Consider the following 24,502-nt stretch of genomic DNA (forward strand, 5'->3'; position numbering starts at 1 on the left):
ACAGTTACTGCGATAGGCGACTCCGTTATGATTGATATTACTCCATATTTAAAAAATACTTTTCCTGATATTAGAATTGATGCGCAAATTGGTCGTCAGCTGTCAAAAGCGATTCCAGTAGTTGAACAGTTAAAAAATGAAGGGAATTTAGGAAACCATGTCATTATCGGATTAGGTACAAATGGAGCCTTTACTACTGAGCAACTTGTTTCATTAATAAAATTAATTGGAAACGAACGTAAAATAATATTTATTAATACGAGAGTGCCACGTCCCTGGGAATCAATTGTGAACGAGAGACTGAAAGTAACAGTAACTAAATACCCTAATGTAACTCTAGTTGATTGGTATGCAGCAAGTGCTGGAAAGAAAGACTACTTTGCACCTGATGGTGTGCATTTAACTAATGTAGGTGCAGAAGCATACGCAGTCCTTGTGGCTAAAGCGGTTAATCAATAATTAATTATATTTTATCAAATTCTTTTACAAAGTTAGCTGAAATAAAAAAGATCTATGTTTGGAGAAATAAATTTTTGGTATTTAGCAATAGTTCCTGTAATTCATAATACATTGAAAAGCGAAGTTGAGTTGAAGACTTCGCTTTTTTGTATGGGACATGAATGGTGTCGATGCTTTTTACTATACATACGGCATAACGAAAATGTTGAATTTCTGTGGTTTTGAAAAAGTGGTTGTCACTTTACATGTTAATAAACCTGTTCTGTAGGGTTCTTTAACGGGCTACTTATATTTTTCTTACAAGATAATGTATTGGTTCAGTTAGTAATCTTTTAAATGATTTTCTATGATTAAGTAAATATTTCATTTGTTAATATTGATGTATGTAATTTTATTATCTTTCGAAAATGTAATGTTGATGATGAGGAGGAAATTTGGGCAGGAGCAAGAGTTAGGCTGTACAATGTTGGTATGAATAGAGAAGACGAAGAATATGATTTTTATGAATATATTATTTCTTATATTTATGACAACAATAACTACTTACAACTAACTAATTTAACAACAGGAAAAGCAGGTTATATTATTTGTGTGATTGAAAAAGAATTACCAAATAATTATGCTTTGGGCAAAACATTAAAGCAAAGAATAGGCTTAGAAAATACCTATTTTAGATTTGAATGTGAATAATCAACAACTGAGGGAAGCATTAACTCTAAGGTGTCTTTCCATATTTAATACTTTTTATCAGTAATCAATATTAACAGAGCCTAAATAAAAAAAAGTGAGAAGAATGAATAACATTCTTCTCACTTTCAGCAATTAGGGTGGCATATTCATCAATATGCATTTGGGTGGAATTTTGGATGAAAAATCCACAAGTATAGTATAACAAACTACGTAAGGTAGATTATATGTAATATTGCATATAGGGAAAGATTCTTCTGCAGAAATAAAATAAAATTTATACTGAATTATTAATTTATTATAAAAAAATAATATGTTATTAGATTTTATATCTATAACTTATGTACACGTGTTACAATGAAGTTCTCCAATTTATTTTATTCTCCTATTTAGAATTTATGGTTTAGTTATTCCTTACAAAAAAATCGGCCACAGTAAACGATTCATACATAAAGTCATGCATTTAGAATGGTTCAAAGGCTGTTAAACATAATCATGCAAAGAATAAATTTACGTAGTTACCTTTTAGAGGAATTATTATGGTAAGGATTTCATCCGATTTGAATAGCCCTAAATTAAACTTTTTATCCAATCAAGGTCAAATAATACCTGTAAAATGAAGGTTATGTTTCATCCATTTTATTGGAAACAATTCGTAGTTTTAGAATTGTTGAATATGGAAAGATAACATATTCGAGGGAGGATAGATAAAACGCTGCCTGTGAAATATAAATCGTAAAATAAGGAAGTTTAGATAATAGGATGTAATAGGGGTTTCATTTCGAATGCGGCTGTAAATATATGTAGAAAAAATAAAGGAGAAAATTTAAATAAACTATATCAGTAGTAAAAATGAAAGGGAGAAGTATCTAGTGTTTAATATAAAAGAAAGTTTGGAACAAATGAAGCTTAAAACGAAGTTGTCTATAGCATTTATTGCAATATTAATTATACCTAGTCTAATCGTGGGAATAACATCTTATGATGAGTCGAAAACAGATCTTAATGATACAATTTTACAATCTGCGAAAGATAATGTAAGTATTTTAAATAAGATAGTTGATGATGAATTAGAAAATAAACATGTAGATGTGACTCATTTTGCAAAGATACTTACACACGGTGATTATAATGCTGACCAATTGCAAAATGTGCAAAGTAAATTTGATCAATATATACAGTTACATCCAGAGATAGAAACAATTTATACTACATCCAGTAATAATCAATTTATTCATGCACCTGTTGGAAAAATACCAGAAGGATTTAATCCGTTAGAAAGTAGTTGGTATAAGGATGCAGTAAAAGCTAATGGAGAGATTATTGTTTCGTCACCCTATAAATCAAAGGCTACAGGAAATATGGTAATAGCAATTGCAAAGCAAAATGCTGATAAAAGTGGTGTCATTGGTGTGGACTTGAATATTGATGATATCGTAAAAACTTCTAAAATGATAAAAATAGGAAAACAAGGCTTTGTATCTATAGTAAGTCAAGATAAGACTATCGTTGTTCATCCTACACTTAAGCCAGGTGAAAAGTTAGAGAAATCATTAGCAGATGAACTATACAAGAAAGAAGATGGAGTAATTACTTATAGCCTTAATGGCGAGGATCGAAACATAAGCTTTAAAACAAACAAAAAAACAGGTTGGAAAATAGCTGGTGTAATGCCTATTAAAGAAATTGAAGAAGCTACCAATCCTATTTTTTATAAAACGCTCACTATAATAGGGGCTTCATTGTTGTTAGGTGGAATTGTAATTTTCTTCATTCTTAAATCTATTATTAATCCACTAAGACAATTAGTTATTTCAGCTCAAAAAATTAGTCAGGGAGATTTAACTGAGAAAATAGATATTCGTTCCAAGGATGAACTTGGTCAATTAGGTAGTAGTTTTAACACAATGGCAGAGTCGTTACGTAATATAATTTCTCGAATTAACACATCTGCAGGACATGTGGCTGCTTCGTCTGAGGAACTAACTGCTAGCGTAGAGCAAGCAAGTGTTGCGACAGAACAAATTACAAAAGAAATGGAAGAAATATCGAATAGTGCAGAAGTTCAAAATAATGAAGTGGCATCTGGAGCGAAATTAATTGGTGAGGTCACGCGTAATATTCAATGCGTAGCTGATAATGCTTCTGAAGTATCCGCTTCATCCTTATATACAAAACAAAAAGCTAATGAGGGTGAACAATTAGTAGAACAAACTGTAACGCAAATGCAGTCTATACATCATTCTGTTTCTCAATCCGATAATGTAATTAAATTATTAGATAAGAAATCGCAGCAAATTGGAAGTATATTAGAAGCAATTCAAACTATTGCAGCACAAACAAATCTATTAGCATTGAATGCAGCGATTGAAGCGGCTAGAGCAGGAGAACAAGGGCGTGGATTTGCAATTGTTGCCGATGAAGTCAGGAAGTTAGCAGAGCAATCGTCCGAATCTTCAATGGAAATTGGAAGTTTAATTAATGAAATACAAGCAGATGTACATGAAACTGTAAAAGCTATGAATGAAGTAGGAGTTGAAGTGCAGTCGGGGATTCAGGTTGCGAATGATACAAAACAAAGTTTTTATGAAATCTCAAAATCTGCAAATGATATCGTGTCAAAAGTACATGGTATGGTAGAACTATCAAATAAAATGACAAGTGATGCAATGAAAGTCGATACATCAATTCATCAAATATCTATGGCTGTGAAAGAGAATTCTTCAAGTATGCAAACGATAGCCGGTTCATCTGAAGAACAACATGCTTCTATGGAAGAGATAAATTCTTCAGCAATACAATTAGCACAGATGGCCGAAGAACTTCAAGAATTAATTGGTGGATTTAAGATATAAGTTTAGAACCTAGGATAGAATCCTAGATAGTGTGTTTAAGGATAGAAGTTAAAAATCTTATAACGATAAAAGGAGCAATTTAATTTGCTCCTTTTTTACTTGAATTCTACATGGAATTTAGTATCAATGATCCCAACAACAACTTTACATGGGAACGGATTACTCCCTGTTGAAGCAGCACACATACATGAAAGTACCCAATATTCCAATTCTAAAGGTAAGCGGAATGCTTGGATACTACCATCATTTTTTTTTACAGTTACAATTGGTGTATTTACTCTAGTTGTAGCGAAACCATCTGTTGTTATCATCGCTACTGCATCATTATTATGAAAACCAGCGCTTACAACCTCGTAAGTTAGTCCATCTTTCTCATTGATAATCATAGGTATATTTAAATAGGGATAGTTATTTATATCATTATGAGTAATTGTTCTCGCTGTATTCTTTCTTATCTGATTCCCTTGCATTTTATATACTCCTTTATTTGTGTTTGTTCTCATTATACACGAACTTATGTTCTTTTATAGAGTGGTTTTCGAAAAAATATTTAATTATATGTAGTAGAAATATGTAGAACGACAGAGAGAAGTAACGTCTAATGTTATTGAAATTTCTAGGATATAAACTGTATTATTTATTTTGGATAGTACAGGAAGAAAATGATGGGAGGATGTAAGGTATATTATCTTTTAAAAAAGTTACAGTAATGTATCGTAAAAGAGGTTGCGTTTACGAGTTTATGTGAAAATATAATTTTAAATAGATTTTAGGAGGATGTTTCATAAATGGAGCAGGTTATACAAGAGTTTTTTTCTTTAAGTAAAAACTATAAGGTTCAAATCATTAAAAGAAGAGATGGGCTATATACGACAGAAGCTTATAGATGGATGGAGGATTGTGGATATGAATTTTGGAGTTATATATCACAAGGATTGACTTTGATAGATAGTGAGGAACATGCGCGAAAGATTGCTATGGAACAACTAAAGGAATGTTCAAGAGATGAGTTTTAATAATAAGCTATTTTATCTGTAAATGTATAAGGGAGTATTATGTTTTTTGAAAATATAGAAATAAATTTCATTTAATCTTATTTATTTTATAAGAATTGTAAGGTATACTGAAATTAGGTGCAAAAATGCACTATTTGAAAAAGAGTGCAAGAAAAAAAGGAATCCGTAAAGGATTCTTTTTTGTTTTTAGAAATGATAAATTTGATAAAAAAGTAACAGAATAATAAGGATGTTGTTGATATAGACTCTCTTCTATTACATTATTTTACATATTTAGTATAATATATGTGATCGCTATGTGTTAAGGGAGGAATGGAAATGAAGAGGTTCATAACTCATGCAAATGGTAATAAGACCTTTAAAAAGTTAGTTTTAATGTTGTTGCCAATGGTTCTAATGATAATCATGATAATCCCATCGAATGATGTATGGGCATTTGGTCAATCAAATGCGAGTTCACTAAAAGGTGTGAATCTATTTAATGGAAGCTGGACTGTTGCTATACAAGCTGCAAATTTACAATATGTTTCTGCTGAGCCATCGGGTAATGTAGTAGCAAATCGTAATGCAGTTAATGAATGGGAGAAATTTGAATTAATTCCGACTGGGAAATTATATACGTTTGCTTTAAAAGCAAAAAGTAATGGAAAGTACGTTTCGTTTGAGCTAAATGGTAGAGTAGTAGCAGATCGTACATCAATTGGGGCATGGGAAAAATTTATCTTATATAATGGTGGAGACAATAGGATATATGTATTACAAGCGTTAAGTAATGGTAGATTTATATCAGCAAATGGTGGTAGAGAATTAACTGCTAATAGTTATGTAGCTGGAAGTTGGGAAAGATTTGTTATTGTGTACTTCTAAATTTGGAAGTGTTATATATCTAAATGATAATAACATGTTTAGTTAATGTGAATGCCTAATAAAATAAAGGGTTAAGCACTTAATTCAGGTTTATATTTAGTTACAAAAAGGACTGCAAGTAATTGTGATATTATCCCCTTTAGGTAGACAGTGTGAAAAAGACCATGTATACACATGGATGTTACACTATTACTTGGAGGGGATTTTTCATGGCCAAAAAAGGTACAACATTTAATACATACTCAAATGAGATAAAGTTATCAGCTGTTCAAAGTTATTTAAACGGTGAAGGAAGCTACGATATGATAGCGGAGAAATATCAGATGAGAAGCTCTACACAACTTAAAAATTGGGTAAAAAAATATAAAGAATGTGGTGAAATTACAGATACTCGTGTGGAAAACAATAAAATGAAAGGCATACCGAACCCTTTAAAAGGCAAACGGATTCATTTTAAAACTGTTGAAGAAGAGCGTGACTACTATAAGGCTCAGGTTGAATATTTAAAAAAGCAGTATCCAAATCTGTAAATGGGGGCGTACTAAAATATAAAGAACGATATCATATCATTGAATTACTAAAAAGAAAATATCCCGTTATATGGCTTACTAATTTTGCGGGTGTACATCGCTCAAGTTACTATAAGTGGGTTCATACAAAAAGTATGAACAACATACGACTAGAATCCGATAAACGATTAAAAAAGGTAATTCAATCTATTCACCTAAAGCACAAAGAATATGGTTATCCACTTATGAAAATTGCTTTAGAAGAAGAGGGCTATTTTATAAATCACAAAAAAGTATATCGATTAATGAGTGAGCTTAACATTCAGTCTATTATTCGGAAGAAGCGTCGCTTCTTTAAAGGGAATTGTTCTAATACTTTTCCAAATGTTTTAAACCGTGAATTCAAAGATCGCCAACAAAATGAAGCGCTTGTTACAGACATTACCTACCTACGATTTCAAGAGGGCTTCCGCTATCTTTCTGTTGTACAAGATATTTATAATAACGAAGTTGTTTCTTGGAAAATATCCAAGCGTAATGATAATGAACTTGTATTAGATACAATTGAAATGTTGGCACAAAAAAGAGATGTGCGTGGAACCATTCTCCATTCAGATCAAGGGTTCCAGTACACATCTCATGCCTACAACAAACGACTTTTCGATTTGGGTATCATTGGCAGCCACTCTCGCAAAGGAAACTGCCATGATAATGCCTGTATCGAGTCATTTTTCTCCGATTTTAAATCGGAGATGTTGTATTTGAATCATTTTAAAACAGAAGCGGATTTAATACAAGCAATTGAAGAATATATTTACTTTTATAACTATAAACGTTTCCAAAAACGACTCAACCACCGCGCTCCGATAGAATATCGAATCTCGATGGCTGCTTAGTCTTTTTAATACTGTCTACTTGACAGGGATAAGACCATCCCAGATAAAAGAAGTAGTCTTTTTCTATTACGTAATTGGGTTCCATAAATGATGCCTTATCGTATCTTGAATAGTTTGCTCAAAGGATATTTTCCACAATTATAGAAAATATCCTTTGCTTTTTAACTTTATTGTTGGCTAGATTGTTGATTCTTTTTAGCTTCTGCTTGAGCGTTTTGTTGTTTTACTACTTGTACATCTGTTTCACTAGCAAATTCTGTTCCAAATTTGTTAGATGCAGATGCAGTGTTTGTTCCTGCAGAAATTTTGTTTGGTTGTTTGTTATTATTCATTACAATCACCTCCATAAAAATTAATGTTCCCAATAGGATCGTAATTATCCCAAAAAGCTTTTAACGAATATACGTTTGCTAATAATAGGACGTTTTGTTAACTCAATATGTATAAAGTATACAAAACTAAAAATATAAAACTAGTTTATAAAAAGGTGATTTATATATAACATGCGTCATAAAAATAATATAACGTTTTTTTATTACTTTTATTTTGTTTATTTCATGCATTTATTAGTTAGGATAAAAGTTTTTGGAGGTGAATCATGTTTAATAAAAAGAAATGGGATGGTCTTATACCGGATGATTTATTAAATGCCCCTGCATTAGACCCAAATTTGATTGGTCCTACATTACCACCTATTCCTTCCTTTACATTTCCAACTGGACCGACAGGTCCAACAGGATCAACTGGACCGACAGGTCAAACAGGTCAAACAGGGCCAACAGGATCAACAGGACCAACTGGACCAACAGGACAAACAGGGCCAACAGGACCAACGGGATCAACTGGACCGACAGGTCAAACAGGTCCAACAGGATCAACAGGACCAACAGGAAACACTGGTCCAACAGGGCCATCTGGAGGACCAACAGGACCAACAGGACCAACAGGACCAGCCTTAACAATCTGTATTAGAACTGACCCCGATAATGGATGTTCTGTGGCAGAAGGAAGTGGCACTATTGCAAATGGGAATTCCTCCCACGCCGAAGGAACGATTACAACAGCAAGTGGGAATTCCTCCCACGCCGAAGGAACAATCACAATAGCAAGTGGGAATTCCTCCCATGCCGAAGGGGCGATCACAACAGCAAGTGCAGATTTTTCCCACGCTGAAGGACTAAATACCATTGTAAATATAGCTCATACAGGTTCTCATATTATGGGGCAAAATGGAACTACAAGATTCCCTTTTTCTTGGCATTTAGCAAATGGTCTTGCGATTGGACCATCCTTAAATTCCGCTATAATTGAAGGGCTAACAGGAAACCTTTACCTCGACGGTGTTGTATTGTCTCCTGCTGCTGCGGATTATGCAGAAATGTTTGAAACCATTGATGGAAACTCAATTGATGTTGGATACTTTGTAACTTTAGATGGAGACGGTGACAAAATACGAAAAGCAACCGATAATGATGATTATGTTCTAGGGGTAGTGAGTGCAACACCAGCTATGATTGCGGATGCAAGTGATTTACGTTGGCACAATATCTTCGTAAGAGATGAATGGGGCAGAACTCAATATCATGAAGTTGTTGTACCAGAGAAAAAAGATGACGATGGAAGAATGATTCACCCATCCTTTACAAAAAACGAACCTATATTAAACCCTGAATGGGACTCCTCACAAGAGTATATCCCACGTTTGCAAAGACCTGAATGGGTTCCTGTAGGTCTTGTTGGAAAACTTCTAGTTCGAGATGATGGAACATGCCAGCCAAAGAAATATTGTAAACCTAATAATGAAGGTATCGCAACTACATCAAGTGAAGGATATCGAGTAATGAAGCGCACTGGACCAAATCAAATTATGATTTTAGTTCGCTAAAAAATAAACGACCATATAACATATTGAATTGATGATTTTCACTTCCAATAACGGGAATTATGTAAATAAGCTGTCCATATGGGCAGCTTACTGTATTTTGTGCTTAGCGTGGTTTTTTCCGACCATCGCCATCAAGCTAGGGGTGCGCAAGGAAAACTTCAGAAGAAAAGCAAGCCCACTCTTTATATACAAATAGATAAGGAGTGGGCTTGCTTTGGCTATCGATAATGATAGGTTAGGTTAATTTTACATGTATATGAGATTTATCATTATTCATCATGAACCTTTTTTGATGGTATTTATATATATATATTTACTCATAAGAATAGAACTAACTTAGTATCTACTGGGGGGATTGAGAATGAATAGGGATGAAACCTCATTACATCCTGATACGGGTGTTACGTCTGTAATGTTTGTTGAACGATCATTAAATGAAATTCGTTTTTGGTCTAGAATCATGAAGGAGCATTCTCTTTTTCTTCGATTGGGGTTTAGATGTGAGGATACCCAACTAATCGAAGAAGTTAATCAATTTTACCGATTGTTTGAACATATCGAACAAATAGCGTATACCTATACAAATGAAACAGATCCTGGGCAAATAAAAAGATTTAATTCAGAAGTACAACAAGCTGCAACTAATATTTGGGGATTTAAACGAAAAATTCTAGGATTAATTCTCACATGTAAATTGCCAGGACAAAATAATTTTCCACTGTTAGTTGACCATACAAGTAGGGAAGCTGATTATTTTAGAAAACGTTTAATTGAATTAAATGAAGGGAAATTAGATGCCCTTCCTGATGCTATTATTAAAGAAAATGTTTTCTTTTTAAGGATTATGGCAGACCATGCTAAATTTATTGGTCATCTTCTTGATCCATCGGAAAGAAAGCTTGTAGATACAGCACGGAATTTTAGCAATGATTTTGATGAATTAATGTATCAAGCAATTGACTTAGAATCTATGAAACCACAATCTCAAACAATTCCTCTTTTGGATCAATTTTTAGATCAAAATCGTGTGTCAGTCACATCTCTTCGGGATTTTAAGAAAACGGCACGTGATTTAATTGAGCAATGTAAAGAGTATTATTCATCCATTATTAGCAGACCATGTATTTCGTGAAGCAGATAGATTTCTTGAAATAATTGATATGTTTGATGCTCATCTTACCAATATTAAATCACAACCTAGATATTAAAAAATAAGAAAAGATACTATTTTGCTTTAAGCTGAGAGGTTAACAATTTATTGTTAGCTCCTTTTCCTTATATACCTGATTAACTAGGAATTAAATCTCGTTATTAATAAAAGATAAAAAGCAAAACTCTCTTTGCCATTTGTAAAAAAGAAAGTATTGATATATTGCCGTAAAAAAGACACCCATATAAGAGTGTCTTTTCCCATAGTTTTTTAGCAGATTCAAGAAGCTTCAATGATTATTAATAAAATAAGTAATACAACTATTAAAGCAAATCCTCCAGCAAAACCGCAACCTCCGCCGCAACTAACACCGAATCCCATAATAGATCCTCTTTTAGATAAGAGGGGAAAACAAGGGTCATTCATGTATTTTAATGAGTTCACTTTACCTTATGTTTTTAAGGATGAATTGAGCAGGTCCTTTTGAAAATAAAGAAAAGACACCCTAAGGTGCCTTCCTCCGACTTGATAACCACTTTAATTTTAATAATATGAGTGTTGGACTCCCATCCAAATATTATTTTATCATACATCCCAAGTATTGAAAACGCATTCGTTAACTTACTTAATTATTTTATCCATAACTTCTTTATATTTATTAAACTCATTATCTTTCATTTGTCCATTCATCTGTAAAAGATATTTCCCCTTAGCGTATGTATGCGAGAAAAGCATCGGAGCGTTGTTTCCTAATTCATCATAGTCATTTATTCAATATTATAGATGTTCGCTATAGAAAAGAACTCCCTCCCTTATATACAAGTAATCTAAAACCTAAAGAACTACAGAATCAAGTAGGGAAGCGTTCATATGATTGAATGGTTGAAACAAGCCTTACGGTTGAAAATAAAGCGGAAAGCTATAGAGGAGAGATTGCTAAGCAACGTCTTCAAAGATTCATAGAGGCGTAAAAGGGGCGTAACAAAATGAATTTAAGAGTAAAGATTAAGCGAGTAAAAGATGTGGAATTGCCAAAGTACGCTAAACCTGGTGATAGTGGTTTTGATCTTGTAACAGCAGAAGACACGATTATATGGCCGGCAAAACAAAGGTTGTACCAACTGGATTGAGTTTTGAGATTCCACCAGGATATGAACTCCAAGTGAGACCGCGTAGCGGTATGACGCGTAATACAAAGTTAAGAGTTGTTCTTGGCACGGTGGATAGTGGATACCGTGGGGAAGTTGGAGTGCTGGTTGATAACATTGAAATACCTAAAGTAGTAAACATGCAAGCTAGTGTAATTGAAAGAGGGACCCGTATCGCTCAAGGCGTCATAGCGCCAGTAAGAAGAGCAATTTTTGTAGAAGTGGACAAGCTGTCGGACAATGAGAGGGGCGTTGGAGGTTTCGGATCTACTGGTACTAAATAAAAAAGGATAGGATTTCTCCTAGTACTTAAGACGTATGGAAAGCTTGTTGTTTGCAAACTGGGTATTTGCAAGTTCATTATATAACGATTTTTGGGTAGAAAGGTTGAATCACAGCAATCTTTACGTAGATATTATATGTGATTGAAGTTTTTGATAAAGACCAAATTTGAATTTTATTAAGAAAGGGGAGCAGAGGGTGGAAAGATTTGAGTATTGTACAGGTGAACCTTTGAGAGATAGAAAGAATTTGATGGTCAGTTACATGAGTGATTACAAAGTATTTATAAACAGTTGCAATTATCTTGAGGATAGCGTTGTAGTCGTGCAATAAAAAATATTAAGTACAACCAATTTATGAATTTAAGGGCTTTAAAGTTCAAAAGATTTGCGATCAGTGCAATGGGGTGGAAGAAGATTGTTATTGCGATGCTGAAGAAGATGAAAACTAAATAAAAGCGTTATTTTATTGATAAATGTATTTAAAAGTTTTGAATAGGCTTTCTAAAATGTAGAAAGGGAATTTTGGTTTATATTATTAGAAATTCCCCTTCATTTATCAGTACGGGTATTGAAACTGGATGGAACTTAAGGTAATGGGAATCTTGTTGAAGAAAAACTAAAAGAACCTAAATCCAGACCAAAAACAATCCGACCATTTCAGGGTGTTTTGTAATTAAACTTTAAATGTTAATTACTGTAGCAGTTAAGTTTCTATCTGAAATAGTGTTAGAAAATATATTATTTCCGAAGGTAGACATAACCAGACTGTATACGTAAGTCCCAGGTGGAGGGGTGTCTACCCAGATTACTGAAATATTGTGGGTTATATCGGCTTGAGTATTTGCTGGTTTCTGAATATTCGATTGATTTTCTGCCTGAAGCGTAAGAAAGCTGATATCTCTAAATAAATTAAGAACTGAAGATACACTATATTCTGTAAGTTCTGGGTTAGAAATATAATCAGATCTGAAAACCCCTTCTAACTTTACTATTTGATTAACACCTACATTAATAGCAGGTAATGTGAGGGTAGCTGATTCAGATTCAGTAGTCTGAGCTTGCCTAAATATAACTGAAACAATGCCAGTAGGTCCAGTATTACCNNCCAGTAGGACCAGTGTTACCCGTAGCTCCCGTAGCCCCAGTTGAACCAGTGGGACCTGTAGGGAATTGAAAAGGTTGCATAGGTGGGAGTGTAGGTCCAATCGAACCCGGGTTTAATGCAGCAGAAGATAAAAACTCGTCCATTATATATCACCTCTAAAAGTTCGTATTACTTATAGTAAATGCAATGGTAGAGAAAAGAGAAATGGACAAGCGGTTATATTTATGTAATTTAATAAAATAGTTATTTAGTAGAAGATCTCCACATAAAAAGAGCACCTTCGAATAGTGCACTTTAAGGTGATATGAGTGTATGTTAACTATAGCTGCTTACTAGCTGAATCATAGTGTGGAAGAAGAGATACTATATGTGATATACAAAAGAAAAATTAAATACAACTTGGCGTTATTGCAATACTTGTAGGAGAGATTCCAACAGGGATAGGTGCTCCAATAGGTGTATTCGTAATTGTATTAATGGCAGAAACTGTATCATCACCTTGAATAATGACATAAGCACGAGTTCCATCTGGAGTAATTGCTACATCTGCCGGACCATTCCCAACGGGTATAGCTGCTCCAATAGGTGTATTCGTAATTGTATTAATGACAGATACTGTATTACCAAATCCATTAGTGACAAAAGCACGAGTTCCATCTGGAGTAATTGCTATACTTAGCGGGTTATCCCCAACGGGTATAGGAGCTCCAATAGGTGTATTCGTAATTGTATTAATGACAGAAACTGTATCAGCAAACCGATTAGTGACAAAAGCACGGGTGCCATCAGGAGTGATTGCAATAGCAGACGGACCATCCCCGACGGGTATAGGAGCTCCAATAGGTGTATTCGTAATTGTATTAATGACAGATACTGTATTATCACCTTGATTAGTGACAAAAGCACGAGTGCCATCAGGAGTGATTGCAATAGCAGACGGAAAATTCCCGACGGGTATAGGAGCTCCAATAGGTGTATTCGTAATTGTGTTAATGACAAATACTGTATTACCAAATCCAGTAGTGACAAAAGCACGAGTGCCATCAGGAGTGATTGCAATAGCAGACGGACCATTCCCGACGGGTATAGGTGCTCCGATAACCGTATTCGTAATCGTATTAATGACAGAAACTGTATCACCACCTTGATTAATGACAAAAGCACGAGTGCCATTAGGAGTAATTGCTATATCTACAGGGCTCGCTCCAACAAGTATAGGTGGTGCGATAATTGTATTAGTTGAAGTGTTAATAATTGATACAGAGTTATTACTAAAGTTTGTGACATAGGCAAGAAGAACAGAAGTAAATAAAACAATATTACAAATAGAAATGATACTTGTTCCCTCTGCAGAGATAAAAACAATGGTTCCTTCGTCTACACTGGAAATCTGACCTTGTATAGGAGTACAACATCCCGAAAGAACGAGAGAGACATAGCGACCAGTACAATGTTGGAGTTTAGCTTTCATATCTTGAAAACAGGTTGTTTCAGGTGTTGGTGTTCCAGTGGGTCCGATGGATAGAAGGGCTACATCATCAATAAATACATCTGCACTTCCTAATTCGGAAAACTTAGCGATAACTACTAATGCCGTATTAGCTGTAGCCGGCGCTGGAGAAGCAGTCTCATAAATTTCTAACCAATTTTTTTCGATGTTATCGGGGATACGATTAGAAAGTATAAAAGTAACTAAGCCATCACCCAAAAAAGTATTGCCATTATAATATTGAACATTGATAGCTATCAATGGACTAGGAAATGGTCCGACTTTAGAAAGGGATACAAAAAGTTCGAACGTTTCATTTTGGGATACCGGAACCGCTTGAGCAATAATAGCGGTAGCTAAACCTCCAGATAATTTAGCGCTGTAAACACCAGAATGACTAGTAGAGTTATTAATAGAAACAAAAGAGGGATTGTTAACAATAAATGGAGAAAGAGTTCCCGTCTCGAATCCTCCATTTACAATGCGATTTTTAATCAAAAAATCACCACCTTTATTTAGATTAGTATAGATATATTCAACTTGGTTGGTTATGCTTGTACATTTGTTCAATGAAACTTTAGTAATGTATATTCTATTCATGATACTTCATGAGGGATATTGATTCTTTAGGTTAATGGTAATAGGGAATAGATAGCGGAAATCGAAAAGTTAGCAGGAATTACCGATGTGAATGCACAGGTGGTCTTTAATTATACTTTCAGTGCAGTATCAGCAAGAATATAGAAACAGTTTGAAAGAATAAAAGGAATTGTTAAGAAACTGAATAAAATCGTTATTTGTTTAAAAGAGAATAGAGCACATGTTGATATGTGCTCTAAGATAATCATTTTAATATCTATTCAAATGTTTCATTAGCATCAGTTGTTTCAAATTTATCAATCCATTTAAAGGTTGCTTCTAAAAGAATTGTAGATAAAATCACAAAGATTTATACGGCATGTGGCGATAATTGCACTGCTGTGAAATTAAGTTTTGCTAGCACCAAATACCCGCCATACATTGTCAGGAAAGTACTAACAATTGAAATTGTAAATCCTAAGAAACCTAATTCTTTTAGCTTTTCTTCAGATAATATAAATATACGTAATACGAAAGAAAAGATGATCCCAACTATTAAGAATTCAATACATAATGTCGATAGTGACATTATACATGCATATCCAACGCTATCAGGTATCCATTGTTTCATTGTTATTTTGATTATTCATAAAGCCTCCAAAATAATATGAAAATAAATATCCTAAAGGGTTTTCGCACAAAAGTATTAGTAAAGCTATATTCAAAAAAGATGGATTTAAACAAAAAAGCTATTTTAATAAGGGGTGGTCCTCACTCGAAAGTAAGAGCCGTATGAGAAGTAAAATAATTGCACCTTTTATATATAACAACTTTGGGCTGAATAGCGCGAATGACAGCAATCTTAACAGGTGTTTTACGTGGTATTAATATATTTTAAGTTTTTTATAAACGCTCGAATTAATGTATAGAGGAGTTACATTATGTTCTGGTTAGGAATCATTATAGGATTTGTATTAGTCTCGTTTGTTACTTGTGGATTACTCTATTTTGGTTGTAGAGCCGAGGAAAATGAAAGAGCAGTTATGCAAAGAGAATCGGAAAAGAAATGAATTACGATGAATTTTGAATTTTATTAAAAAAAAGACACTTCTTTCAGCGCTCCAACTTACTACGAGAGTTTTATGAGGAAACTTAAATAGGTGAATTTAAGTTTCTCTATAATATATGAAACTGCAATTAGAAAATCACTTATTTTTTAAAGGAGTTAATGGGTAGTTGTACGTGCTAAAATCTTTATTAAAAATATCTTGTACTAATTGGATAGTTTCATGATCATAAAAACTAACGTATGTTGGGAGGCGTGGGAATAAAGGGTCGGTAATATCAGCATCTGCAAAAGTGCCTCTAAAAACCGCCCTGTCCTTCTGATGATGCCATGATTTGGTTAGTATGTGTAAAGGAGAAGTTTTTAGTTGATATATTTGTTCTAGGCGTACAATTTCGTTAGAGAAATTTTCAAGGTAGATATACTTTGTAACAAAATCCTCTTCACCTGGTACATATTGCTGCATTAAATGTGGATCTACTTGTTCTAAATCTGTCATTTGTGCTTTTAAGTAATAGAGAAAGATTTTAAATGAAATAGGCTCATTACAATTATCATTACCATAATAAAAACTTCGAATGGGCTTCCATGCGGGGTTTTCTATGTAGGGGGGAGCGATGAGTGAAAAGAATGAACTTACAGCTCTTGTATATGGATTTCTAACTAGTTTATAAGTATCTTTTCTCTTTGTATATAAAGCCGCAGCAAGTTCAATAAAGTAGTTCGAGGAGTTTTTATATATATCATTTTCGTAATGATGGATGAAAGAATTATATTTTATGGCCGGTTTAAATAAATTAATTTGATAAAAAAACCAATGTGCAAAGGAGGTACAACCACTTTTTTGACTCCAAAATAAAATCAAAGGGAAGTTAGGATTGAAGTGGGGAACGCGTCCATAATTAATAATATTTGAAATAGACATAGTTAGCCTCCATTCAGTTATGTCAATTATTTTTAGTTTATGAATAAAGAGCTTGGCATATGAACAAGAGAAGTGGAATAGATTGTTTAAAATATTATAATTTTGAAATGAAAGCGTTATTTGGTAATGAATTTCAAAAAAGCATGCATAAAAATTGTGCATGTATAATAAAAAGCTATGTCTTGTCTATGTAAATATATGCTTAGTTTATATAAATCGTGAGTATGTTTGAACAAAAGGGTTATTTATTTCAAATATAAAGAGTTCCTTAAAAAGTGCTCCATGACCAAAACTAATATTAAAAAAGAATACCGCATTATATTTTATGTATGTTCTTACTCAGTGTACAGTTCAAAAAATCTTTCTTTTGCACAATAAAGCAGTTAGTTAATAAAACTAACTGCTCGTTGTACAAAAGAAATACTGCGCTTACAGCAATAGATTGTAACTTTAAGTTGCAAAAATAGTATGAATGTGGTTAAAAATGTTATTCAGAAATAAAAGAAAATAAAATAAAATAAAAAAGAGCACCGTAAAAGGTGCTTTTTAAAATAGGAGGTAACACTTTGAGCTGGATGTTTAGGTTGAAAATATATGACGTAGAAAAGAAATAAGACCTGAAATTTCTTTTCAACTCCATACAAAAGAGCAGCTAGCAAAAGCTAACTGCTATAAGAACATTACATCCACGAATTTAAGCGGTATAAATATTTCGTGAGTTTTGTATAGGATGGACGAAAATAACAAGTTTATGTGACAGAAATTAAAATAGAGCAGTTATTTGCATTAACTGTTATTCGATACAACCTGGGTAAGAAGAGATTGTATTGTGATTAGTATTAGCGGAATATTTAATTTAATTTAATTTCATTTAATTTAATTTAGTTCTTTAACAAATAAAGAGCAACGTAAAAGGTGCTCGATGGCTAATTCTGAAATAATCATGAGTATTGTATGTATCTAGTGTATGTGCAGTTTTTCATATAAAATCTTTATTTAAATATAAAGAGCGCTTTTCTTAAGCGCTCTGTTCCAAAATATAAGTTGAAAGAGGAAACATGACATTATATGCATGCTGTTATAGAGTGGTGTTTGTTTTAAAGCTTGAGTTTCATAAAAAATAAAGCACACATATAAGTGTGCTTTTATGAACGCTTTAGATTTGTATGACTAGATAGTCACCATACAATAAAATACGCTTGTTTGATATAAATGTGAGTCAAATCTATAACATATATTTTGGTGTGTAGAAGGAACATTAAATATTAATTAGCCAAGAATATTGTTTTTATTAACGAATCTGTGCAACTGTTAACGCTGCAGAACGAATATCTACTGTACCAATTACTTCAACGGGTACAATTTGAATTAAATCACCAGGGTTTAAGTTAATTAGAATGACACCACTGGATACATCGACTTCACCAGTTCCAAAAATATTAGAACGGACTGCGGTTCCAGATCCTGCAATAATATTAGTTGATGTGTTTAGCGTCAAGAAAAAGCGTGCTGCTTCTGGGGCTACTGGAACGTTATCGAGGCTGATTGTTAAGGTATAACTGATTTGATAAATACCAGCTACTTGAATTCTAATACCAGTTCCAGTACTAATTGTATCATTGATTACAGGGACAGTAATATTAGGATTTGGGCCCGTACTAGGTAGTAGTAGTGGCGTGAATAGTGTTGCGAATTGAGGTGAAGTAGCATTAAAAGCAAAACCAAGAGCTGGTAGTGTACTAGGGGCTTGTGCTTCACAATTAAAGTTTGTGAACTTACGATTAGATGAACGCATATTTTCACTCCTTTCTTTCAGTTAGATTGCGTGAGTAATAACCTTATGTTTTGGACGAGCGTAATACAATATATGAAAATTTATAGTGAATAGTGCAGAGATATACTGTTATGGATAAAACTACTCGCCTGTTGTACAAAAGGAAACATAATAAAAAAGAGCACGCATATAAGCATGCTCTTTAACAAGAAAGGTAGATTTCTATAAGTGGATTGCCTCCATACAATAACATATGCTTGTCCAGTTAAAAGGTGAAAAGTTTTAAATAAAAAAGCTATTTTAATAAGGAATGGCTCTTACTTAAAAGTAAAGAACCTATGGAAAGTTTCAAAATGTTTTTTAATGGATTACTAGTTAGGAAAACATAAATCTGGAAATATAGCTTGATATTCTGGGAGTAATCGAAGATCGATAGTTGAGGTTGTAAAGGATATATAATTTCTTTCTAATTCTTCTAGTGTTGCTAGGTGATGAGTACCTAAACCATGCTGGATGCTATGTTTAGAAAGAGTAGGCCCAATTTGTAATTTTCGATTTTTCATAGCTTTATTCCATGGGCTGTAAAAGAATTTTAAAACGAAAGCAGGATACATGTAAATCATAAATGGATGAAACGACCAATGCCTTCCGGCTGTATAGTTACCTTGCGAGTAATTGTGGATCAATCTACCTCCGTAATAAGGTGCAGGAGGAGTATGTGGGTGTATCATTCCATGATAACGCTGTTTGACAAGGGGAATACTGTATCTCGGATTGGTATAACTGTGAGTAGGTTCATCCACCATCAGAATAGTCCTAATGGAATACATGTTTTTCCCTAAAGTAGCAAGAGAAGAGAAAAAGGCTTCCTTATCAACACAGCAAAGAAATTCAGTGGTATTTAAAACCATTTTCCATCCCGTAATTTCTTGTTCTATTTCCATTACTTCTTGATCAACTAATAAGGCATCAAACTCTAATACTTTTGAATCTCGGATTTCCCAATGAGGTGCAAATAATTTGCATATTTCAACCGAACGATCAGTAGATCCACGATTAATAAGAATGCCATGATCAAATAGTTTTGTGTGGTGCATTAACCACCATGGGAGTAAATACTCTTCATTGTAAAAATGTGAAATTAAAGTTGTACTAATTAGAAACACCTCCGTTTAACAATGGATAAAATATTTTTTGTTATATTATAATATGTTGCTTATCCTAATAATTCTTAGGTATTAATTTAAATGAGTTTAAAACCCAAAAAGATATGTAAAAAAATTGTGTAAACAAATTTAAATAGAAATTTCATTTTGTATTAATTCGGAACACTAAAAAAGAGCACTTAATAAAGTGCTCTTGTGACGAGATTCATTTTGTAACGACTATTTTATAGAGAAAGGAACACAGAATATTATATGTGCGTTCATTTAATTAAGTGCCTTTTACAAACAAAGAGCAGCTAACAAAAGCTAACTGCTGGGTTTCAAGGTGATGATCTAGATGCAAATACAGTTTGGCCAAGATAAGGAGTAACTATTCAAGAAAGACGATCGAACGGAGGAGAACCGTATCGTATGAATCAATTGTCATTTTTTGAAGACATCGATGAAAAAGAGATGCGTAGACTTGTGGTGAAGGAGCTGAAAAACTACAAAGCATTGTGCGTCCGGATGAAGAATCAAGAAGAACAGGATCAAGCGGGGGGCAGCGTTCTATTTCCTAAAATGAAAGGTGACGATAAGAATCATGAGACAAGTTTTAAAGAGATTGAACGGACGTTACAGAATGCACTTGATAAAGATCAGCAACAAATTATTGAGTTAAAGTATTTAGGGAATGAGAAAGTGAAAGATTCCTATGTTTATAACGAATTGATGATGAGACGTGATAATTTTTATGAGAATAAAAAAATAGCTATCCGTTTGATAGCTATTACTTTAGGGATTATCTAAACGTAGTTTTATTTTAGTGAAAATGAAATTATGGCTTTTTATGCCGTTGAGATAGATTTTTATATGATATGTGTAAATCGTCTTACTTGAGCTCTACCTTTTGGTAGGGATATTTGTTTAAAATAGAATGTTAAAATTTAAATTCATACAATTTAGTGCCCAATGTATACAGGGATTTTTAATAGTCTCTTTAGGGGAAGCCGAAGAGACTATTAATTTATAAAATCTTTGTTATTGGACTTTTGTAACAACTAGTGATGCATAGCCGTATACAATACCTTCGTCTACTTGTCTAACAAAATATCGGAGAATATCTCCTTGGTTTAACAGTAGTTGATCTGTCCTAGATAGTGTATCAAACTCAAAACTAATATTTATTCTTGTTTGGAATCGGAGTGATGAAGTAATAAAAATAGAATTGTTTATGGAGAGTATGATTTCAATAAAAACAATGTCCTCTATCATAGTACCGTGTGCCTCTATATTTATTGAAAAGGAGACAGTATATACTCATTACTATTAATAGTAATGGAATCATCTGTAGTACTTGGTGTAACCCCACTAAAAGGTCCTGTAACTCCAAAATTTATATTTGTATTCGGCGTGGCTATGGTTAAGTGATTTGAATCAAAATGCAATGATCCAAATATTGGTGTAACCTCACCAGTAGGCCCAGTGGGCCCAGTAACACCAGTGAATCTAGTACTACCCGTAGGTCCGATCGGCCCTGTTGAACCAGTGGGACCTGTAGGGAATTGAAAAGGTTGCATAGGTAGAAGTGTAGGTCCGATAGAACCCGGATTTAATGCAGCGGAAGATAAAAACTCGTTCATTTTATTTCACCTCTAAAAATTGGTATTACTAATAGTAGAAGCAATGGTAGAGAGATGTGAAATGGACAAGCGAGGAAATAGATAATGAATTTTAATAAAAGCGTTATTTTATTATAGAAAAAGTGACTCGGCAATTGCATTAGCTAAGTCACCCAGTTTTATTGATCCGAGTAGTATTTTTATTCAATATGTAGTTATGTTGAGTTTGTAAAAGTGACCTCAAAACATCAGTTAATACAAAAAGAAGATTATTTTAGAGAGTATTAGATTTTATTATGTTAATGCTACAACGGTAAGAGTTAAACCAAAAGTATTTAACGGGTCTGAATACGTTCCTACATTTACAGTAAGGGTACTTGTTGTACCTGAGGGTGTAGTGAAAATTGCAGGTGCTGATACAGAAGTAAATCCTGCAGTATACCCAAGAGACGTAGCTGAACCAACTAGTACATTATCATTAAGGCGCATAGTGATACCTGCAGAACTACCTCCTGGTTCAATATAAACCGCTACTTCATATATTGCTAAATAGTTCCTTCCACCTTCAAGCAATACAGTTGTTGGTGGCATAAATGAAATTGCTGTGCCACTAGAATGTACCACTGTATCTAGTGGAATTGCAGAATTTACAGAAACTATTGTGGGAGTAGTTTGAACAACATTTAAACTGTTAGACGTGGGGGATGGACAAGAACAAGGTTTATGACTTTTGGAGTTGTTAGCATTTTGATAATTCACAAATAATCAAACTCCTTTGCATAAGATAATTTTTTATCCTATATAAAATGTAGCTTTTTTGTGTATCTATATTATTTTTAATAAATTTGTCAAGATAGGCCGAATAGTACTGGTCAGTCAACTCTTAAAAGTATTTGATACTTTGAGGGTTTTAAAGTGTATTCGATAAATATATATGAATGTTTTTCTAATGTCATTACTGTAAGTTAGGAAACGTAATAAAACAGTTATTGTATGATGAAAAAATTAAAGAACCTGTTATAACTAACAGGTCCTGTGTACAAGGAGTTCAAGGAATACAAGGAAACTGGTCCAGAGAAACCTGTGTATTCTTTGGCTTAATAGTAATGTATTCTAAGTAAACAAAAAATGAATAAAAGTTAAATAAAAGCCTTATTTAATAAAAAAATCGCGTACGAAAATTGTACACGATTATATAGAAACTATGTCTTGCGTGCTCATTGCATTGTATGTCTATTGTATGTAAAACGTGGTACATTGCAATACATTAAAAGAGCACTTTTAAAATTGCTCTCTGACCAAAACTAATATTGAAAAAGGATACCCAAGATATTATATGTATGTTTTTTAGATAGGTGAAATTAAAAATAAAATCTTTATTTTAAAACGAGAGGGGAAATAAATAATGGCATATGTAATTCAAAATACGAAAACAAAGAAATATCTTAAACATAAAGAAAAATACGAGCCTTTATCATATGGGTTTTACGATGTTAACAAACCAGAACAAGCTGAACAATATTCTTCAAGAGAACATGCGGAATATGCGATGACATGGCATGCAGACATGTCTGAACCATATCAAGTAATAGAAATTTAACTTAACAAAATCGTTATTTAAATAAAAGAAACCCCGTTTGTCTGCGGGGTTCCTAAGGGTAATTGTCAAGTAATGACGTACTCGACTAAATAACCATATCATGAATTTTTTGGTAAAAATACTGGTAAATGTGTCCAAATGGATGAGAGCAATATTTTGAACAAAAACGCTATTTTGTACTTAGTAAATGGTAATGTTTATTTTAAATGATAAAGCAGCTAGCTCAATGAACTAACTGCTTTATCGTCCAACAAGAACAATACCCACAATACATTGTAACTAAAGGTTACAACTATAGTATGAGCAGAAGTAAAAAAGTTATGTAAGAAAGCAAAAAATTTTCATTAAGCACAACTAAGCAGCTAGTTAATAAAACTAACTGCTCGTTGTACAAAAGAAATTTAGGCCCTACAAGTAAATGATATGTAACTTTAAGTTACAGCTATATTATAAGCAGAATTAAAATATTATGTGGAAGTGAAAAAGAACTAAATAAAAACTTCATTTTAAACAACAAAGCAGCTAGCCGGAATAGCTAACTGCTTCGTTGTACAATTTTAGAAGTTACAATCGATACGGATATATGTTGTAACAAAAAGTTACAGCTATAGTATAAACAAATATCAAAATATTATGCAGGAAAGAAAACTAAACAAAAATTTCATTTTGTATTAAGTTGGAATATAAAAAGAGCACTTAGTAAAGTGCTCTCGTGACGAGCCTCATTTTATAACGACTATTTTATAAAGAAAGGAACTCAGAATATTATATGTGCACCAGTCAATTGAGTACCTTGTACAAATAAAGAGCAGCTAGCAAAAGCTAACTGCTCTCCAGAAAAGCGTTAAGAAGGAAGTTCAGAACTCAAGCGCATTTATAGTATAGACAAGGTTTAGAAATTTATTCGAGGAGGAATGGATATGAAATACGGAGTTTATTTAGGTGGAGAAGTAATGGAAACTCATGATGATTATTTTGAAGCGTGTAAAGAGGTGCAACAATTAACGAAAGATACAGGTGCAGTTCATTGGGCTATGCCGATTAAGGAAGAAGTTAAGTGGGATGAGCAAAGAGTTAGAGCGTATATGAGATATGTAGAAGATAGTGAGAAAAGAATTATGAAGTTGGAAAGTGATTATGTAAAAGCGCAGGAATCATTAAGAAAAATTATAGAAGGTATTGAAAGTGAAAAACAAACCAAACAGAACCTTCAAAAAGATTTGTATGAACATAGCGGTTGGATGATCTATGACGGTGAATGGGTTGTAGTGGACAAGTAATAAAAGAGCAGCTAGCAAAAGCTAACTGCTCCAATCATGGAATATGGATCGAAATGGGTTGTCTACAGTATTGACGTAATATTGAGTTTTATTCGTGAAGAACTACGTTTAACTTAATGCATAGCCAACAATCAAAGTTAGTGTTAAAAACACTGATAATA

At 33.3% G+C, this 24,502-nt stretch carries 21 protein-coding genes and 8 pseudogenes; 16 read left to right on the plus strand and 13 right to left on the minus strand.

What is annotated here, in order from left to right; genetic code table 11:
- The 3 genes from COL05_RS03950 to COL05_RS03960 form a co-directional block, all read left to right on the plus strand.
- Nucleotides 1-459, plus strand: a 459-nt coding sequence (locus COL05_RS03950; protein ID WP_483861162.1) for an SGNH/GDSL hydrolase family protein, incomplete at its 5' end; no start/stop codon positions are given.
- Nucleotides 460-855: 396 nt separating this feature from the next.
- Entirely contained in the window at nucleotides 856-1,149 is a 294-nt protein-coding gene (locus tag COL05_RS03955) for a hypothetical protein (RefSeq protein ID WP_098667673.1), read from the plus strand.
- Nucleotides 1,150-2,018: 869 nt separating this feature from the next.
- Nucleotides 2,019-4,001 carry a methyl-accepting chemotaxis protein gene (locus tag COL05_RS03960; RefSeq protein ID WP_142337345.1) on the plus strand — a complete coding sequence of 661 codons (1,983 nt, stop codon included), beginning with the start codon at nucleotides 2,019-2,021 and terminating at the stop codon, nucleotides 3,999-4,001.
- A gap of 95 nt (nucleotides 4,002-4,096) precedes the next feature.
- Here the strand turns inward: COL05_RS03960 and COL05_RS03965 are convergent, their stop codons facing one another.
- Nucleotides 4,097-4,471 (minus strand): hypothetical protein, encoded by a 375-nt coding sequence (locus COL05_RS03965; protein WP_098667674.1) that lies wholly within the window; start codon nucleotides 4,469-4,471, stop codon nucleotides 4,097-4,099.
- A gap of 318 nt (nucleotides 4,472-4,789) precedes the next feature.
- Here COL05_RS03965 and COL05_RS03970 point away from each other — a divergent pair, with 318 nt between their 5' ends.
- The 4 genes from COL05_RS03970 to COL05_RS03990 all read left to right on the plus strand — a co-directional run bounded on the left by COL05_RS03970 (nucleotide 4,790) and on the right by COL05_RS03990 (nucleotide 7,289).
- A complete protein-coding gene (locus COL05_RS03970; protein ID WP_098667675.1) occupies nucleotides 4,790-5,017 on the plus strand; it encodes a hypothetical protein in 228 nt (75 codons plus the stop codon).
- Nucleotides 5,018-5,335: 318 nt separating this feature from the next.
- Nucleotides 5,336-5,884: a fascin domain-containing protein gene (locus COL05_RS03975; RefSeq protein WP_098667676.1), complete on the plus strand. Its 549-nt coding sequence runs from the start codon at nucleotides 5,336-5,338 to the stop codon at nucleotides 5,882-5,884.
- A gap of 209 nt (nucleotides 5,885-6,093) precedes the next feature.
- Nucleotides 6,094-6,414: a helix-turn-helix domain-containing protein gene (locus COL05_RS03985; protein ID WP_098667677.1), complete on the plus strand. Its 321-nt coding sequence runs from the start codon at nucleotides 6,094-6,096 to the stop codon at nucleotides 6,412-6,414.
- A gap of 38 nt (nucleotides 6,415-6,452) precedes the next feature.
- Nucleotides 6,453-7,289 carry an IS3 family transposase gene (locus COL05_RS03990; protein ID WP_257152532.1) on the plus strand — a complete coding sequence of 279 codons (837 nt, stop codon included), beginning with the start codon at nucleotides 6,453-6,455 and terminating at the stop codon, nucleotides 7,287-7,289.
- 167 nt (nucleotides 7,290-7,456) lie between these two features.
- Here COL05_RS03990 and COL05_RS03995 read toward each other — a convergent pair whose 3' ends face one another.
- Nucleotides 7,457-7,636, minus strand: a complete 180-nt coding sequence (locus COL05_RS03995) for a gamma-type small acid-soluble spore protein (protein WP_098667679.1) — start codon at nucleotides 7,634-7,636, stop codon at nucleotides 7,457-7,459.
- 251 nt (nucleotides 7,637-7,887) lie between these two features.
- Between COL05_RS03995 and COL05_RS32140 the strand changes: the two are divergent.
- A pseudogene (locus COL05_RS32140) lies at nucleotides 7,888-7,980 on the plus strand (exosporium leader peptide-containing protein); the annotation flags it as partial.
- Nucleotides 7,981-8,054: 74 nt separating this feature from the next.
- Here COL05_RS32140 and COL05_RS32145 read toward each other — a convergent pair.
- Nucleotides 8,055-8,258: pseudogene (locus COL05_RS32145) on the minus strand (hypothetical protein).
- Nucleotides 8,259-8,286: 28 nt separating this feature from the next.
- Here COL05_RS32145 and COL05_RS31705 point away from each other — a divergent pair.
- Together COL05_RS31705 and COL05_RS04005 are read left to right on the plus strand one after the other, a co-directional pair.
- A complete protein-coding gene (locus tag COL05_RS31705) occupies nucleotides 8,287-9,174 on the plus strand; it encodes a peptidase G2 autoproteolytic cleavage domain-containing protein (RefSeq protein WP_373605311.1) in 888 nt (295 codons plus the stop codon).
- Between the two features lie 361 nt (nucleotides 9,175-9,535).
- Nucleotides 9,536-10,382, plus strand: a pseudogene (locus COL05_RS04005) (DUF2935 domain-containing protein).
- A 221-nt stretch (nucleotides 10,383-10,603) separates the two neighbouring features.
- On the opposite strand, the gene COL05_RS04010 reads toward COL05_RS04005, so the two are convergent.
- Together COL05_RS04010 and COL05_RS31710 are read right to left on the minus strand one after the other, a co-directional pair.
- Nucleotides 10,604-10,705, minus strand: a complete 102-nt coding sequence (locus COL05_RS04010; RefSeq protein WP_098667681.1) for a YjcZ family sporulation protein — start codon at nucleotides 10,703-10,705, stop codon at nucleotides 10,604-10,606.
- A gap of 240 nt (nucleotides 10,706-10,945) precedes the next feature.
- Nucleotides 10,946-11,086, minus strand: a pseudogene (locus COL05_RS31710) (stress protein); the annotation flags it as partial.
- Between the two features lie 5 nt (nucleotides 11,087-11,091).
- On the opposite strand from COL05_RS31710, the pseudogene COL05_RS04020 reads away from it, so the two are divergent.
- Together COL05_RS04020 and dut are read left to right on the plus strand one after the other, a co-directional pair.
- Nucleotides 11,092-11,295 (plus strand): annotated as a pseudogene (locus tag COL05_RS04020) (ATP-binding protein); the annotation flags it as partial.
- A 15-nt stretch (nucleotides 11,296-11,310) separates the two neighbouring features.
- A pseudogene (gene dut, locus COL05_RS04025) lies at nucleotides 11,311-11,756 on the plus strand (dUTP diphosphatase).
- A 680-nt stretch (nucleotides 11,757-12,436) separates the two neighbouring features.
- Here dut and COL05_RS32150 read toward each other — a convergent pair.
- From COL05_RS32150 to COL05_RS04040, 3 genes and pseudogenes are all read right to left on the minus strand, one after another.
- Nucleotides 12,437-13,004 (minus strand): annotated as a pseudogene (locus COL05_RS32150) (exosporium leader peptide-containing protein).
- Between the two features lie 245 nt (nucleotides 13,005-13,249).
- Complete coding sequence (locus COL05_RS30855) at nucleotides 13,250-14,848, minus strand: NTTRR-F1 domain (RefSeq protein ID WP_180233422.1); 1,599 nt, start codon at nucleotides 14,846-14,848, stop codon at nucleotides 13,250-13,252.
- Between the two features lie 358 nt (nucleotides 14,849-15,206).
- A pseudogene (locus COL05_RS04040) lies at nucleotides 15,207-15,572 on the minus strand (epimerase); the annotation flags it as partial.
- 298 nt (nucleotides 15,573-15,870) lie between these two features.
- On the opposite strand from COL05_RS04040, the gene COL05_RS31720 reads away from it, so the two are divergent.
- Entirely contained in the window at nucleotides 15,871-15,999 is a 129-nt protein-coding gene (locus tag COL05_RS31720) for a hypothetical protein (RefSeq protein WP_257152530.1), read from the plus strand.
- 135 nt (nucleotides 16,000-16,134) lie between these two features.
- Here the strand turns inward: COL05_RS31720 and COL05_RS04045 are convergent, their stop codons facing one another.
- The 3 genes from COL05_RS04045 to COL05_RS04055 form a co-directional block, all read right to left on the minus strand.
- The gene (locus COL05_RS04045; protein ID WP_098667682.1) at nucleotides 16,135-16,920 is read right to left on the minus strand and encodes a sulfotransferase family 2 domain-containing protein; all 786 of its coding nucleotides are present in this window, start codon (nucleotides 16,918-16,920) and stop codon (nucleotides 16,135-16,137) included.
- A 1,291-nt stretch (nucleotides 16,921-18,211) separates the two neighbouring features.
- The gene (exsF, locus tag COL05_RS04050) at nucleotides 18,212-18,715 is read right to left on the minus strand and encodes an exosporium protein ExsF (RefSeq protein WP_098667683.1); all 504 of its coding nucleotides are present in this window, start codon (nucleotides 18,713-18,715) and stop codon (nucleotides 18,212-18,214) included.
- A gap of 350 nt (nucleotides 18,716-19,065) precedes the next feature.
- Complete coding sequence (locus COL05_RS04055; protein WP_257152531.1) at nucleotides 19,066-19,791, minus strand: glycosyltransferase family 2 protein; 726 nt, start codon at nucleotides 19,789-19,791, stop codon at nucleotides 19,066-19,068.
- 480 nt (nucleotides 19,792-20,271) lie between these two features.
- Between COL05_RS04055 and COL05_RS04060 the strand changes: the two genes are divergently transcribed.
- Complete coding sequence (locus COL05_RS04060; protein WP_098667685.1) at nucleotides 20,272-20,649, plus strand: ArpU family phage packaging/lysis transcriptional regulator; 378 nt, start codon at nucleotides 20,272-20,274, stop codon at nucleotides 20,647-20,649.
- A 485-nt stretch (nucleotides 20,650-21,134) separates the two neighbouring features.
- Here the strand turns inward: COL05_RS04060 and COL05_RS32260 are convergent, their stop codons facing one another.
- Both COL05_RS32260 and COL05_RS04075 read right to left on the minus strand, forming a co-directional pair.
- Nucleotides 21,135-21,482 (minus strand): exosporium leader peptide-containing protein, encoded by a 348-nt coding sequence (locus tag COL05_RS32260; protein ID WP_098667687.1) that lies wholly within the window; start codon nucleotides 21,480-21,482, stop codon nucleotides 21,135-21,137.
- A gap of 273 nt (nucleotides 21,483-21,755) precedes the next feature.
- Nucleotides 21,756-22,220: a hypothetical protein gene (locus COL05_RS04075; protein ID WP_087997028.1), complete on the minus strand. Its 465-nt coding sequence runs from the start codon at nucleotides 22,218-22,220 to the stop codon at nucleotides 21,756-21,758.
- A gap of 646 nt (nucleotides 22,221-22,866) precedes the next feature.
- Between COL05_RS04075 and COL05_RS31175 the strand changes: the two genes are divergently transcribed.
- Together COL05_RS31175 and COL05_RS04085 are read left to right on the plus strand one after the other, a co-directional pair.
- Complete coding sequence (locus COL05_RS31175) at nucleotides 22,867-23,061, plus strand: hypothetical protein (protein WP_180233423.1); 195 nt, start codon at nucleotides 22,867-22,869, stop codon at nucleotides 23,059-23,061.
- Between the two features lie 920 nt (nucleotides 23,062-23,981).
- Nucleotides 23,982-24,341, plus strand: a complete 360-nt coding sequence (locus COL05_RS04085) for a hypothetical protein (RefSeq protein WP_098667689.1) — start codon at nucleotides 23,982-23,984, stop codon at nucleotides 24,339-24,341.
- Nucleotides 24,342-24,502 lie beyond the last annotated feature (161 nt).

The sequence above is a fragment of the Bacillus sp. AFS059628 genome (assembly GCF_002571225.1).
In the GTDB taxonomy this organism is placed as follows: Bacteria; Bacillota; Bacilli; order Bacillales; family Bacillaceae_G; genus Bacillus_A.